We start from the raw sequence: 13697 nt of genomic DNA, 5'->3' as shown, positions 1-13697 counted from the left end.
GCGGAGACCGGCCATGACCACGATCTTCGGTGTGCCGACGCAGGCCCTGTTCGGTCAGCTCCTGCTCGGCCTGATCAACGGCTCGTTCTACGCGATCCTGTCGCTCGGGCTCGCGATCATCTTCGGGCTCCTGAACATCATCAACTTCGCCCACGGCGCGCTCTACATGATGGGCGCGTTCGTGGCCTGGATGCTGCTCACCTATGTCGGTCTCGGCTACTGGTGGGCGCTGGGGCTCGCACCGCTCGTGGTGGGCGCCTTCGGCATCGTGCTGGAGCGGGTGCTCATCGCCCGGCTCTACAAGCTCGACCACCTCTACGGCCTGCTGCTGACCTTCGGTCTCGCGCTGATCATCCAGGGCCTGTTCCGCAACCAGTACGGCGTGTCGGGCCTGCCCTACGCGATCCCGGCCGAGCTGTCCGGCGGCCAGCGCCTGCCCTTCATGTTCCTGCCGAACTACCGCGCCTGGGTGGTGGTCGCCTCGCTGACCGTCTGCATCGCGACGTGGCTCGTGATCGAGAAGACCAAGCTCGGCGCCTATCTGCGCGCCGCAACCGAGAACCCGACCCTGGTCCAGGCGTTCGGGGTCAACGTGCCGCTGTTCCTGACGCTGACCTACGGGTTCGGCGTCGCGCTCGCGGGTTTCGCCGGGGTGCTCGCTGCGCCGATCTACTCGGTCAATCCCAACATGGGCGCCGACATCATCATCGTGGTCTTCGCTGTGGTGGTGATCGGCGGCATGGGCTCGATCATCGGCTCGGTGATCACGGGCTTCGCCCTGGGCCTCGTCGAGGGACTGACCAAGGTGTTCTATCCGGAGGCGTCCGCCACCGTGATCTTCGTGATCATGGTGCTGGTGCTGCTCGTCAAACCCGCCGGCCTGTTCGGGCGCACGGCCTGATCGCGATCTGAGGCACCCCCATGGCCGACACCGCCGCCCTCGACGCCGCCCCGATCGCCGCCGCCGTGCCGACGAGTCGGGACGACAAGGCGCTCCACCGCCTCATCTTCGTGGGCATCGCGGTGCTGCTCGTCGTGGCACCGCTCGTCCTGTACCCCGTCTACCTGATGAAGGTGCTGTGCTTCGCGCTGTTCGCGCTCGCCTTTAACCTCCTGCTCGGCTACGGCGGCCTGCTCTCCTTCGGCCACGCCGCCTATTTCGGCATGGCGAGCTACCTCTGCGCGTACACGGCCAAGAGCCTGGGCTTCACGCCCGAGCTGGCGATCCTCGCCGGCACGGTCACGGCCGCCCTGCTGGGTCTGGTCTTCGGCGCCCTGGCGATACGCCGGCAGGGCATCTACTTCTCGATGATCACCCTGGCGCTCGCCCAGATGGTGTTCTTCTTCTCCCTGCAGGCGAAGTTCACCGGCGGCGAGGACGGCATCCAGGCGGTGCCCCGCGGCAACCTGTTCGGCGCGATCAGCCTCGCCGACGACCGGGTCATGTACGCGGTGGTGGCCGTGGTCTTCATGGCCGGGATGCTGCTGATCTACCGGATCATCCACTCGCCCTTCGGGCAGGTGCTGAAGGCGATCCGCGACAACGAGCCGAGGGCGATCTCGCTCGGCTACCGCGCCAGCCAGTACAAGCTCGCGGTGTTCGTGCTCTCGGCGACGCTCGCCGGGCTCGCGGGCTCCACGAAGGCGATCGTGTTCCAGCTCGCCTCGCTCACCGACGTGCACTGGTCGATGTCCGGCGAGGTGGTGCTGATGACGCTCGTCGGCGGCATGGGGACGGTGTTCGGGCCGATCGTCGGCGCGCTGGTGATCGTCACGATGGAGACCTACCTGGCGCAGTTCGGTGCCTGGGTGACGATCATCCAGGGCTGCGTCTTCGTGCTCTGCGTGCTGCTGTTCCGTGAGGGCATCGTCGGCCTGATCGCCCGGCTGATCCGACGGCCGCTCTAGGACGCGGGATCCGGGGCGGGTGGCGGTTGCAGCGCGGCAACGCCCCCGTCGCGACATGCAATGGCGGATCGGGGCTGCGACTTGTGGTGAGCCTTCGTTAACCAAGACTGCCCACGCTGACGGCTCCACGCTGTCAGGGCCACCATGACCCAGGACCGAACGCTCAGCATCGACGACCCGGCCCTCGACTGCCCGGTCGCACCGGACGTGGTCGGCCGCCTGATCAAGGCCGACCCGGACGGGGCCGCGCTTCTGCTCGACGGGATCCCGGAGGCGACGCGCGCCCGGCTCGCCGTCTGGCTCTACGGCCGCAGTCACACCCACGCGATCGGCGTCCGCGTCGCGGCGACCTGCGAGGGCCCGACCCTCCGGCGGACCGCGGGCCTCGTCGGGAACGTCCTCTACGACCTGTCCCGCCGTCCCGTGGCGGCGGCGAGCCACGGACCGCGCGGGGGCGCCGGCCGCATCTCCCTGGGCGGGTCGAAGCGCCGCGCCTGACGGGTCGGCACGACCGGCCGATTGGATCGCCGCCGCGCAGGGACTATCCTGCGCGCCGATGTCCTCCCTGTCCGCGCCGTCCGTCCGCCGCCTCGACCCCGTCCTCGTCGATCGCATCGCCGCGGGCGAGGTGGTCGAGCGCCCGGCCTCGGCCGTGAAGGAGCTGGTCGAGAACGCGATCGATGCCGGGGCCCGGGCGATCGAGGTCACCGTCGAGGCCGGGGGGCGCCGACTGATCCGGGTCGTCGACGACGGCCGCGGCATGACGCCGGACGATCTCGACCTCGCGGTCGAGCGGCACGCCACCTCCAAGCTCCCGGGCGGCGACCTCACGGCAATCGACACCCTGGGATTCCGCGGCGAGGCCCTGCCGTCGATCGGCGCGGTGTCGCGGCTCGCCATCGTCACCCGCACGCCGGAGGCCGAGGCGGGGGCGAGCCTCACCGTCGACGCGGGGATGAAGGGGCAGGTCCGTCCGGCCCCGGCCCAGCGCGGCACCCGGATCGAGGTGACCGAGCTCTTCGCCGCCACGCCGGCGCGGCTCAAGTTCCTGAAGTCGGACCGGGCCGAGAACGCCGCGATCGCCGAGACGCTGCGCCGCCTCGCCGCGACGCAGCCCGGGATCCGCTTCACCCTGAGAGCCGATGCTGGGCAGCCCCTGGTCCTGCCGGCCGAGACCGGGGCCGAGGCGGAGCTGCGCCGGCTCGCGGCAGTGCTGGGGCAGGACTTCCTCGCCAACGCCCTGCCGGTCTCCCTGGCCCGGGAGGGCTTCGCGGTGGCCGGTCATGTCGGCCTGCCGACCTACCATCGCGGTGCGGCGACCCATATCCACCTCGCGGTCAACGGCCGCCCCGTGCGCGACCGGCTCCTGCTCGGGGCGATCCGCGGCGCCTACGCCGACACGCTGGCCTCCGACCGGCACCCGGTGCTCGGCCTCGCCGTCGCGTGCGACCCCGGCCTCGTCGACGTCAACGTTCACCCGGCCAAGACCGAGGTGCGCTTCCGCGAGCCGGGCCTCGTGCGGGCGCTGATCGTGAGCGCGATCCACGACGCCCTGCGCCGCGGCGGCGCCCGCTCGGCCACCACCGGCGCCGCGCGGACCCTCGACGCCCTGCGATCGGCCGGGGCGCCGCTCGCCACCCACAGCGGCGCCACCGCGCCGAGCCTGTTCCGGCCGACGCGGCCGGGCCCCTTCCCGAGCGGTGCACCCTCGGTGGCAGCGCCCCCCGGCTACCGTTCCTCGGCGGCGTGGAGGCCGGCGCCGCAGCCGGCGCGGGTCGAGCCGACCGGCTTCGGCGAGGCCGCTCAGGCCGTCTGGGCCGGGCCCGAGCCCGAAGCCGTGGCGGCCCCGCCCCAGGCCGACACCCGCGTTGCCGCCGACGCTGTGGAGGCGCTCGGTCATCCGCTGGGGGCCGCCCGCGCGCAGATCCACGAGACCTACATCCTCGCCCAGACCCGCGACGGCCTTGTGATCGTCGACCAGCACGCCGCCCACGAGCGCCTCGTCTACGAGCGGATGAAGGCCGAGCGGGAGGCCGGCGGCATCGCCCGGCAGGGCCTACTGATCCCGGACGTGGTCGAGATGAGCCCCGAGGAGGCCGACCGGCTCGTCGCGGCCGCTCCCGATCTCGACCGGCTGGGCCTGTCCATCGAGGCGTTCGGACCCGGGGCGGTGCTCGTGCGCGAGGTGCCGGCGGCGCTGATCGGAGCCTCGACGCGCAACCTCGTCACCGACATCCTCGACGCCCTGGAGGCCAGCGGCGACGAGGAGGGCGGCGTCCCGGCGACGGAGGGCGGCCCGCTCGGGCGACGTCTCGACGCGGTCCTGTCGCGCATGAGCTGCCACGGCTCGATCCGCGCCGGGCGTCGCCTGCGGCCGGAGGAGATGAACGCCCTGCTGCGCGAGATGGAGGCGACGCCCAATTCCGGACAGTGCAACCACGGTCGCCCGACCTCGATCGAACTGAAGCTCGCCGACATCGAGCGGCTGTTCGGCCGCCGATGAGGCGCCGCGCCGTCGATCCGGCTGGCGGCACGCGCGGGGCCGGTCCACAACGGCGTGTGACGCTGCGGCTCGAAGACCGGGGCGCCAGCCGTCCCGAACCGACAGTGCGCATGGGAGGCGCGGAGCCATGACCGATCTCGACAACTTCGGCGCGCGCCGCGCCGCCGCGCGGCCGACGTGCCCGGCACCCGCCGCCGCGTCGGTACGCTGAGATGGCGGGCCCGTTTGACCTCGCCGGCCGCCACGTCTTGGTGACCGGGGCCTCCAGCGGTCTCGGCCGCCATTTCGCCGGGACCCTGGCCCGCGCAGGCGCGCGCCTGTCGCTCGGCGCCCGCCGGGCCGACGCCCTCGCCGAGACCGTCAATCGCGTCGCGGCGGCGGGCGGTGAGGCCCACGCCGTCGTCATGGACGTCACCGACGCCGCGAGCGTTGAGCGGGCGCTCGACGCCGCCGAAGAGCGCTTCGGACCGGTGGCGGTGCTGGTGAACAATGCCGGCGTGACGGCGACGAAGCCGGCCCTCGACCTCGCGGAATCCGACTGGGACGCGGTGCTCGACACGAATCTCAAAGGCGTCTGGCAGCTCGCCCAGGCCACCGGCCGGCGCATGGTCCGGCACGGCGCGGGCGGCAGCATCGTCAACATCGCGTCGATCCTCGGGCTGCGGGTCACCGGCGGGCTCGCCCCCTACGCCACCTCGAAGGCGGCGGTCGTCCAGCTCACCAAGAGCCTCGCGCTCGAGTGGGCCCGCTACGGGATCCGGGTGAACGCCCTCGCGCCGGGCTACATCAAGACCGAGCTCAACGACGCCTTCTTCGAGTCCGATGCCGGCCGGGCGCTGATCAGGCGCATTCCGCAGCGCCGGCTGGGCGAGGCCGCCGAACTCGACGGGCCGCTCCTGCTCCTGGCCTCGGAGGCCGGCGCCTACATGACCGGCAGCGTCCTGGCGGTCGACGGCGGCCATCTCGTCTCCGGCCTGTAGCGGTCGCCCGAAACGGCTCCCGTCACGGACCGGCGCGGGTCAGAGGGTTCGCGCCTGCTCGCGCAGGACGAATTTCTGGATCTTGCCGGTCGAGGTCTTCGGCAGCGGCCCGAACACCACCGTCTTCGGCACCTTGAACCGCGCCATGTGCTCGCGACAGAACGCGATCAACTCCTGGTCGCTCGGCACCGCTGCGCCGGGCTTCACCTCCAGGAACGCGCAGGGGCTCTCGCCCCAGGTCGGATCTGGCCGCGCCACGACGGCCGCCAGCATCACGGCGGGATGGCGCATCAGCACCTCCTCCACCTCCAGGCTGGAGATGTTCTCGCCGCCCGAGATGATGATGTCCTTCGCCCGGTCCTTGATCTCCACCGACCCGTCGGGATGCCAGACCGCGAGGTCGCCGGTCCGGTACCAGCCGCCAGCGAGGGCCTCCTCGGTCGCGCCCGGGTTTCCGAGGTAGCCCTTCATCACCGTGTTTCCGCGCAGGCGGATCTCGCCGACCGTCGTGCCGTCCCGCGGCACCGGCGCGTCGCTCGCGACGTCGGCGACGCTCACCGCCTCGAGCGTGGCCAGCGGCACGCCCTGGCGGGCCATGCGGGCGTGTCGCTCGGTGTCGGGGAGAGCGGTCCAGTCCGGCTGCGCCAGACAGACCGTCGCGGGGCCGTAGCTCTCGGTGGCGCCGTAGAGGTGCGTCACCTGGAAGCCGAGCTCCTCCATGGTGCGGATGATCGTCGAGGACGGCGCCGCGCCGCCGACCGCGCAGCGCACGCGCTGGGGGAACGGCACACGGTCCTGCGCCGGCGCGTGCGCGATCATCGAGAGGACGATCGGGGCGCCGCACAGATGCGTCACCCCGTGCTCGGCGATCAGCCTGAAGATCGCCGCCGGCTCGACCTTGCGCAGGCAGACCTGCGTGGCGCAGGCGGCGACACTCGCCCATGGGTAGGACCAGCCGCTGCAGTGGAACATCGGCAGCGTCCAGAGATACACGCTCTCGCCGGTCAGGCCGAACGTGACGGCGTTGCCGAGCGCCTGGAGATAGCCGCCGCGATGGCTGTAGACGGCGCCTTTGGGATCGCCGGTCGTCCCCGACGTGTAGAGCAGGCAGAGCGACTGCCACTCGTCCTCCGGGCCGTGCCAGGCGTAGTCGGGATCGCCCTCGGCCAGCAGATCCTCGTAGGGCAGGGCCCCGTCGATCCCGGTCGCGCCGATCGCCACGACGAGGACCGGCTTGGCGAGTTCCGCGAGCGCCCGCGCGGCCAGCGCGGCGTACTCGGCCTCGACGAGGAGCGCCCGGGCGCCCCCGTGCCGCAGCGAGAACGCGATCGTCGCCGCGTCGAGGCGCGTATTCAGCGGGTTCAGCACCGCGCCGAGCATCGGCACGGCGAAGTGCGCCTCGATCATCTCCGGGACGTTCGGCGCCAGGATCGCCACGGTGTCGAGTGGCCCGACCCCCCGGGCCGCGAGGCCCGAAGCGAGGCGCCGGCAACGCGCGTAGAGGTCCGCGTAGGTGAGGCGGCGGTGGCCGTCGATCACGGCGATCCGCCCGCCAGCCGCGGCGGCGGCCCGCGCCAACAGGCTGACGGGGGTCAGCGGGACGTAGTTGGCCGGCCGGCGCGCGAGCCCGGCCTCGAACGGATGAGAGCCCTTCTCGCGGACCTCGGTCTGGGTCGGACGGGTGTCCGTCATCGTGCTGCCTTCTGATCGGGCGGCGGGCGTGGCGTGCGCTCCGCGCGACGAAGATTTCGCGGCCGTCGTGCCTGTCAATCGCGGCCGCCGTGACAATGTGGGCCGCGCGCGGATTCTGTTACAGGGCCCTGTTGACGCGAGATCGCCCCTGGCGGATGCCCGTATTCCAACCACGCGCCGTCGGGACCGCGTGCGACCGGCTCATCTGCGGGAGACGATTGTGGGGAACGACAACCTGCCGGCGATCTCCGGGGAGACCGGCCGCGCCGCGATGGAGGGCGGCGTCGCCCGGGCGCGCGAGGCGTACGAGCGCTTCGCCGAGGCGGGCGAGATGGCGCTGAACGCCTTCGAGGCCTCGATGGCGCAGAGCTTCGAGGGCTGGCGCGCGGTGATGGGCTCCAGCCGCGAGACCGCGCACCAGCTCACCGACAGCAACGTGGCCGGCGCCCGCCGGGTGCGCGAGCAGTGGGACGCCGCCGGCGCCCGCCTCTACAACGCCTTCGAGGACAACGCGGTCCACGCCATGGCGGCGATGCGCGAGATCGGCCACCGGATGCTCGTGGCCTCCGACCTCAATGTCCGCGCGAGCCTCGACTTCGCGGACCGCGTCGCCAAGGCGGCGGATGCCCGCGAGGTCGCGGCGCTGAACATCGCGTTCCTGCAGGAGCAGGCGCGCCGGCTGACCGACCAGATGGTCGACCTCCATCAGACGACCGGCCGTCTCGCCCGCGAGGCCGCCGCGCGCACGGAGACCCCGTGACGGCCGGCACCGCGGCGCCCGCTCCCGGACCTGAGGCGACGCCGCGGCTCGACGACCTGAGCCGCGCCGACGTGCCGTTCCGGACCGGCCATTTCCAGGCCTACGCGCCCCACGACTTCCACCGCATCGCCTACGTGGAATGGGGTGACCCGGACAGCCCGCACGTCGTCGTCTGCGTCCACGGTCTCAGCCGCCAGGGCCGCGATTTTGACGCCCTCGGCTATCGCCTCGCGAAGCTCGGGTACCGGGTGATCTGCCCGGACCTGCCCGGGCGCGGCCTCAGCGGATGGCTGAAGGACCCGGAACTTTACGGCCTGCCGCAATACGCCGCCGACATGGCCGCGCTCATCGCCCATCTCCGGGTCCCCGGGAAGATCGACTGGGTGGGCACGTCCCTCGGCGGCCTGACCGGCATGGTCCTGGCCGCGGCCGCCCGCACCCCGATCCGCCGGATGGTGATCAACGATATCGGCCCGTTCCTGCCCTGGGCGCCCATCCGCGAGATCGGGTCGCGCCTGCGGGACGCGCCCCGGCTGCACCATAACCTCGCCTCGGGCGAATCGCGCCTGCGCACGGTGCTGGGCGCGTTCGGGCCGCTCACCGACGAGCAGTGGCGCCACATCGCCAAGCACAGCTTCTTCCAGGAGCCCAACGGCGGCTGGCGGCCCCACTACGATCCCGGCATCGGAGACGCCTTCCGACCGGGCCGCGTCTACAGCGTGAGCATGTGGCGCGACTGGGACGCGATCACCTGTCCGGTCCTGCTGCTCCGCGGCGAGCACTCGGAACTGCTCCTCGCCTCGACGGCCGACGAGATGACGCGCCGGGGACCGCCGACGCGCCGCGTCGAGATTCCCGATTGCGGCCACGCGCCCGCGTTGCTCGACGACGACCAGTTGCGAATCGTCCTCGATTGGCTCGGCCCGGCGGCGTGATTCCGTCGCCGGCGCGCGCCACCGAGCTCTGAGTCGACCGTTTGCTGTCGTACGGATTTCCCTGGGATCGGCCCGGCGGGCCCAACGCGGCGCAGGCAACCCGATATCGCCCGGCAGTGTTCGAGAGTGAATTCTTAGCTGATCTCGCTCACTTATATTTGATCGGGCCCGGTATTTGAGTTGTTCTCGCGGCGGGCACTGGAGGGCCCAAATTGCGGTCTTCCGGACCTAAGATTTCGAGAGCGTAACCATTCGTTGCACGCGCGGCTGACCTGTGGCACTAACAGATGTCAGGTCTGGATCTTGGCCGCGCAATGTTGCACCTGTCGGTTGTGATTGGCGCCCTGGATCCGGGCGAGCAAGCCTGCAGACAGCAAGAACATCCGGACTACCAACTATGGCGAACCCAACCCCCAAGCCGAAGCAGACCACAGCCATCGATCACGGGGTCGGCAGCCGCATCGCGTTCCTTCGGGCGGCGAATGGACTGAGCCAGTCCGCGCTGGCCAGCGCGCTGGGCGTCAGCTTCCAGCAGGTCCAGAAGTACGAGACCGGCAAGAACCGTGTCGGTGCCGGCCGCCTGCAGGCGATCGCCGAGCGGCTCGGCGTTCCGGTCTCGAGCTTCTTCGAGCCCGAGCCCGAGGCGACGACGGATAGCGGTCCCGCGCTGCTGCGCGTCGCCGGCGCCGTCGAACTGCTCCGGGCCTACAATCAGATCGCCGACGATCAGATGCGCCGCGACGTGCTCTCCCTCGTCAAATCCGCGGCGCGGATCGGTCAGACCAAGACGTCGGACGGCGCGGCACCGCAGGCGGGCGGCGCTCCGCGCAATTCCTGACATCCGGGCATTGCCCGGTGCCGATCCGGCGCCGTGCGGTCCCTGCAGGCGGGATTATGGACTCTCTCCCGACGCGCGTGACCCACCTGCTCGCCGACCTGCCGCTCCGGGCGGACGATGAGATCGTGTCGGTCCTGGTCTCCGAGCCGGGCCTGCGGGTGGAGCGCATCGTCTCTACCGGTCAGGCGAGCCCGCCGGGATTCTACTACGACCAGCCGGATGCCGAGTGGGTCGCCGTCCTGACGGGCGCGGCCGACCTTCGGTTCGCCGACGAGGCGGAGGCCCGTCGCCTCGTCGCGGGCGACGCCGTGCTGATCGCGCCGCATCGTCGGCACCGGGTGGAGTGGACCGACTCACCCACCGTCTGGCTGGCGATCCATTTCGGGTCTCAGGTCGGCGCTACGGATCCGGCTTCCCGCGATCGGGACTAAGCACGATTCAGGCGGCGAATCGGGCGATCGCCACGGCCGTATCCCCGTAGACGCGCCGCTCCAGTTCCGCGAAGCCGGCCGGCCAGACGACCTGCGCGGCCTCGACCTCCTCGACGACGATGAGAGCCCCGGGCGCCAGCCAGGCGCCCTCGGCGGCGCTTTTCAGGGCGCGCGGCGCGAGATCACGGCCGTAGGGCGGATCGCAGAAGACCAGCGAGAAGGTGCCCGCCGTGGAGGCCGGGCCGAGACGGGTCGCGTCCCGCCGAAACAGGCGCGTCACGCCTTCGGCACCCAGGGCCTCGATGTTCTCGCGGATCACCGCGCGCGCCTCGGCGCCCTCGTCGACGAGGAGGGCGTAGGCGGCGCCCCGCGAGAGCGCCTCGAAGCCGAGGGCACCCGTACCGGCGAACAGGTCGAGGACCCGGGCGCCGGCGACGGCGTCGTCGTAGGCGTGGGCGAGCACGTTGAACAACGATTCCCGCAGGCGGTCCGATGTCGGCCGAATGGCGTCGGTGCGCGGCGTGGCGAGCCTGCGGCCTCGCCACGCGCCGCCGACGATCCTCACCGCGTCCCGCGCGGCGGCCGGCCGCCGCCGGGCTTGCCGCCCCCGCGCGGCGCACCGGGACGAGCACCGGGACGACCGCCCGTGTCCGACCCGCCCGCGGGTCCGTTGCGCCGACCCTGGCCAGCCCCCTTGCCGGCGAAACCGCCGGGCTTGCCACCGGGGCGGCTTCCGCCGGGACGCGCACCCCCGGTCTTCGGGCCACCGAACGCGGGCTTGCCCCCGGCGGCAGCGGGCTTCTGGCCGCGGAAGCCGCCTGGCTTCCGCGACGCGCCCTCCGCCGGCCCGGCGTCGAACGGTCGGTCGCGCCGGCCCCCGGGCTTGCCCCCGCGCTCGTCGAATCGCCGCTCGTCCCGCGGAGCCTCGCTCCGCGCGCTCTCGCGGCGCGGGCGCTCATCGCCGCGGCGCTCATCGCGCCGACCGGCGGGGCGCTCCTGCCTCTCCGGCATCCCTCGGTCGGCGAAGCGGCGCTTCGGCTTGGCGACGGGCTCGGGCTCCGCCGGCGTTGCGGACAGGCGCTCGACGACGACCCGGCGGTCGCCGGCCCGGATCGAGCCGACGCGCTCGCGGCCGCGTTCTGCCGCGGCCGCCTGCGCGGCCCGGGGATCCGCGCCGCGCCGGGGAATGCGCGTCCCCCGCGGCTTGGCCGCGTCCTCGTCGCGCCACGCGGAGTTGCGCGGTCCGGGACCGGTGCCTCCGGTCGAGACGCGGGGCGCCGGCGCGGGACGCGCGGCATTGCGCCTAGACGGCGCCGGTTGCGCCGATTGGGCGTCCCGATCCGCCGGGCGGGTGCCGCCGAACGGCGAGATCGGCTCGCGGACCGGACTGTCGAAATCGACGCCGGCCTGCTCGGCGAGGCTCTTGCCGAGCTGATCCTTGAGGACGCGGGTCCGCACCTCCTCGACCAGGCCGACCTCCAGGTCGCCGAGCTGGAACGGCCCGAAGGAGAGCCGGATCAGCCGGTTCACGGACAGTCCGAGATGCTCGAGGATGCGCTTCACCTCGCGATTCTTGCCCTCGCGCAGGCCCAGCGTCAGCCAGACGTTGTCGCCCTGCACGCGGTCGAGGGTCGCCTCGACGGGGCCGTACTCCATCCCGTCGATGGTGACGCCCTTGGACAGCCGGTCGAGTTGCGCCTGATCGGTGTCGCCGTGGGCGCGGACTCGGTAGCGGCGCAGCCAGCCCGTGTCGGGATGCGCGATCACCTTGGCGAGCCCGCCGTCATTGGTGAGCAGCAGCAGCCCCTCGGTGTTGATGTCGAGCCGTCCGACCGCCACGACCCGGGGCAGATCCTCCGGGAGCACGTCGAACACCGTCTGGCGGCCCTCCGGGTCCCGGGCGGTCGTCACTACGCCCCGCGGCTTGTGGAAGATCCACAGGCGGCTGCGCTCCCGCGACGGCATCGGCTCGCCGTCGATCAGGATCCGGTCGTTCTCGGTGACGTTGCGGGCCGGGGACGTCAGAGTCTCGCCGTTGACGCTGACGCGTCCGGCCAGGATCATCGTCTCGGCGTCGCGCCGCGAGGCGACGCCGGCCCGTGCCATCGCCTTCGCGATGCGCTCGCCGGGCGGCGTCTCGATCAGGGCTTCGGCGTCCGCGGACGCCTCGGGGCCTGGCTCCGGCTGCGGCTCTGGCAGAGGCTCCGCCTGCGGGGCGGGCTGCGGCTTGGCCTTCCGCGCCGTCTTCTTCGCGGCAGAACTGGCCGGCCGCTCGGTGTCGGCATCGGCACGGCCCGCATCGGTGGGCGGTGCCCAGCTCTCGGTGCGCGCTGACTCGGGGGCCGGACGGGCGGTCCCCTCCGGCTTATCGTCGTTCGGCAAGTCGCTCATGCCTGCCGCTTATCAGAGCCGGTTCCGACAGGCGAGACGGGTTGTGCACCGGTGCGAGTCGCCTCAACGCGAAGAGGCGGCCCGTCGGGACCGCCTCGAAGACTTGGATGGCGGGTCGAAGACCCGCATTCGTCAGAGTCTCGGCGAGCGCCCGCGCATCACGCCGAACACGGCGGAGATCAGGAACAGCGCGATCGCCACGAAGAAGACGATCTTGGCCGCCTCCATCGCCGTGCCGGCGATGCCGCCGAAACCGAGGAGCGCCGCCACGAGAGCGACGACGAGAAACGTGACAGCCCAGCCGATCATGGCATCCTCGCGTTATTCGGGTCGGTTCAGTTCGGGAACCCGCCCGAGGCGGGTTCCGTTCCGGTCGCGCTCGACGATCAGAGCTTGTCGGTGGCGGACTTCACCGCGCTCTTGGCGTCGCCGACGGTGCCCTGGGCCTTGCCCTTGAGTTCCTGGGCGGCACCTTCGGCCTTGAGCTTGTCGTTACCGGTCACGTCGCCGATGCCCTGCTTGGCCTTGCCGACGGCCTCGTTGGCGACGCCCTTGATCTTGTCGGTGGTGCTGCTCATGGCGTTGTCCTCTTGTTCGATCTGCGGCGGCGCCGCACTGGTTCCTGAAACGGTCACGGTCGGCGGAATGTTCCAGGCCTTAACATTGACTTGGGTCAGGCCAGCCCGCCGCCCCGGGGCCGTCGCGTCAGTGGGATGAGAACAGCTTGGCTGCCGATCCGATCCATCCGGCACGGGCGGAAACGTCCGGACCGCTGACCGCGCTCGATCACGCTTTCGCGGCCGCCCGCGCCGCGGCCGCTGCCGGGGAGGTCCCGGTCGGCGCCGCGGTTGTCCGGGACGGGGCCATCCTGGCGGTGGCACATAATCGGCCGCGCGCATTGCACGACCCGACGGCGCACGCCGAGATCCTGGCGATCCGCGCGGCCTGCGCGGCCCTCGGCACCGAGCGCCTCGTCGGCTGCGATCTCTACGTCACCCTGGAGCCGTGCCCGATGTGCGCGGGCGCGATATCCTTCGCGCGCATCCGGCGGCTCTACTACGGCGCGGCCGATCCGAAGGGGGGTGGGGTCGAGCACGGGCCGCGCGTCTTCGATCAGCCGACCTGCCACCACGTGCCGGAGGTCTACGGCGGGTTCCGCGAGCGCGAGGCGGCCGATCTGCTCCGGGCGTTCTTCGTGCAGCGCCGCGACTGACGCGGGGCGGGCGGACAGGTTCCCATCGGCCCTGGGCGGGTCAGCA

15 protein-coding genes are annotated in these 13697 nt (G+C 72.1%); 10 read left to right on the top strand and 5 right to left on the bottom strand.

What is annotated here, in order from left to right:
• Window positions 1-13: 13 nt before the first annotated feature.
• The 5 genes from ACLBYB_RS04190 to ACLBYB_RS04170 all read left to right on the top strand — a co-directional run bounded on the left by ACLBYB_RS04190 (window position 14) and on the right by ACLBYB_RS04170 (window position 5391).
• Window positions 14-901, top strand: coding sequence for a branched-chain amino acid ABC transporter permease (locus ACLBYB_RS04190; protein ID WP_043380394.1), 888 nt, complete (start codon window positions 14-16; stop codon window positions 899-901).
• 20 nt (window positions 902-921) lie between these two features.
• Window positions 922-1908, top strand: coding sequence for a branched-chain amino acid ABC transporter permease (locus ACLBYB_RS04185; RefSeq protein WP_020091437.1), 987 nt, complete (start codon window positions 922-924; stop codon window positions 1906-1908).
• A gap of 144 nt (window positions 1909-2052) precedes the next feature.
• Window positions 2053-2406 (top strand): hypothetical protein, encoded by a 354-nt coding sequence (locus ACLBYB_RS04180; protein ID WP_020091438.1) that lies wholly within the window; start codon window positions 2053-2055, stop codon window positions 2404-2406.
• 58 nt (window positions 2407-2464) lie between these two features.
• The gene (gene mutL, locus ACLBYB_RS04175) at window positions 2465-4411 is read left to right on the top strand and encodes a DNA mismatch repair endonuclease MutL (RefSeq protein ID WP_447697950.1); all 1947 of its coding nucleotides are present in this window, start codon (window positions 2465-2467) and stop codon (window positions 4409-4411) included.
• A gap of 212 nt (window positions 4412-4623) precedes the next feature.
• Window positions 4624-5391, top strand: coding sequence for an SDR family NAD(P)-dependent oxidoreductase (locus ACLBYB_RS04170; RefSeq protein ID WP_447697949.1), 768 nt, complete (start codon window positions 4624-4626; stop codon window positions 5389-5391).
• A 39-nt stretch (window positions 5392-5430) separates the two neighbouring features.
• On the opposite strand, the gene ACLBYB_RS04165 is transcribed toward ACLBYB_RS04170, so the two are convergent.
• Entirely contained in the window at window positions 5431-7083 is a 1653-nt protein-coding gene (locus tag ACLBYB_RS04165) for an AMP-binding protein (protein ID WP_447697948.1), read from the bottom strand.
• A 220-nt stretch (window positions 7084-7303) separates the two neighbouring features.
• Here ACLBYB_RS04165 and ACLBYB_RS04160 point away from each other — a divergent pair, with 220 nt between their 5' ends.
• The 4 genes from ACLBYB_RS04160 to ACLBYB_RS04145 all read left to right on the top strand — a co-directional run bounded on the left by ACLBYB_RS04160 (window position 7304) and on the right by ACLBYB_RS04145 (window position 10047).
• Window positions 7304-7843, top strand: coding sequence for a phasin family protein (locus ACLBYB_RS04160; protein ID WP_447697947.1), 540 nt, complete (start codon window positions 7304-7306; stop codon window positions 7841-7843).
• Window positions 7840-8778: an alpha/beta fold hydrolase gene (locus ACLBYB_RS04155; RefSeq protein WP_056521972.1), complete on the top strand. Its 939-nt coding sequence runs from the start codon at window positions 7840-7842 to the stop codon at window positions 8776-8778. The genes ACLBYB_RS04160 and ACLBYB_RS04155 overlap by 4 nt, the downstream gene beginning before the upstream one ends.
• Before the next feature lie 397 nt (window positions 8779-9175).
• Window positions 9176-9616: a helix-turn-helix domain-containing protein gene (locus ACLBYB_RS04150; RefSeq protein WP_056521969.1), complete on the top strand. Its 441-nt coding sequence runs from the start codon at window positions 9176-9178 to the stop codon at window positions 9614-9616.
• A gap of 56 nt (window positions 9617-9672) precedes the next feature.
• On the top strand, window positions 9673-10047 hold the full coding sequence (locus ACLBYB_RS04145) for a cupin domain-containing protein (protein WP_447697946.1): 375 nt from the start codon (window positions 9673-9675) through the stop codon (window positions 10045-10047).
• Between the two features lie 7 nt (window positions 10048-10054).
• On the opposite strand, the gene rsmD is transcribed toward ACLBYB_RS04145, so the two are convergent.
• The 4 genes from rsmD to ACLBYB_RS04125 all read right to left on the bottom strand — a co-directional run bounded on the left by rsmD (window position 10055) and on the right by ACLBYB_RS04125 (window position 13016).
• Window positions 10055-10612, bottom strand: a complete 558-nt coding sequence (rsmD, locus tag ACLBYB_RS04140; RefSeq protein WP_091978370.1) for a 16S rRNA (guanine(966)-N(2))-methyltransferase RsmD — start codon at window positions 10610-10612, stop codon at window positions 10055-10057.
• Window positions 10609-12438: a pseudouridine synthase gene (locus ACLBYB_RS04135; protein WP_447697945.1), complete on the bottom strand. Its 1830-nt coding sequence runs from the start codon at window positions 12436-12438 to the stop codon at window positions 10609-10611. Before ACLBYB_RS04135 ends, rsmD begins: the two co-directional genes overlap by 4 nt.
• Before the next feature lie 132 nt (window positions 12439-12570).
• Window positions 12571-12747, bottom strand: coding sequence for a DUF1328 domain-containing protein (locus tag ACLBYB_RS04130; protein ID WP_012317097.1), 177 nt, complete (start codon window positions 12745-12747; stop codon window positions 12571-12573).
• A gap of 77 nt (window positions 12748-12824) precedes the next feature.
• On the bottom strand, window positions 12825-13016 hold the full coding sequence (locus tag ACLBYB_RS04125; protein ID WP_020091448.1) for a CsbD family protein: 192 nt from the start codon (window positions 13014-13016) through the stop codon (window positions 12825-12827).
• Window positions 13017-13162: 146 nt separating this feature from the next.
• Between ACLBYB_RS04125 and ACLBYB_RS04120 the strand changes: the two genes are divergently transcribed.
• A complete protein-coding gene (locus tag ACLBYB_RS04120) occupies window positions 13163-13651 on the top strand; it encodes a nucleoside deaminase (RefSeq protein WP_447697944.1) in 489 nt (162 codons plus the stop codon).
• Window positions 13652-13697 lie beyond the last annotated feature (46 nt).

The sequence above is a fragment of the Methylobacterium sp. D54C genome (genome assembly GCF_053345595.1).
This window is presented reverse-complemented; position numbering and strand designations above follow the sequence as displayed.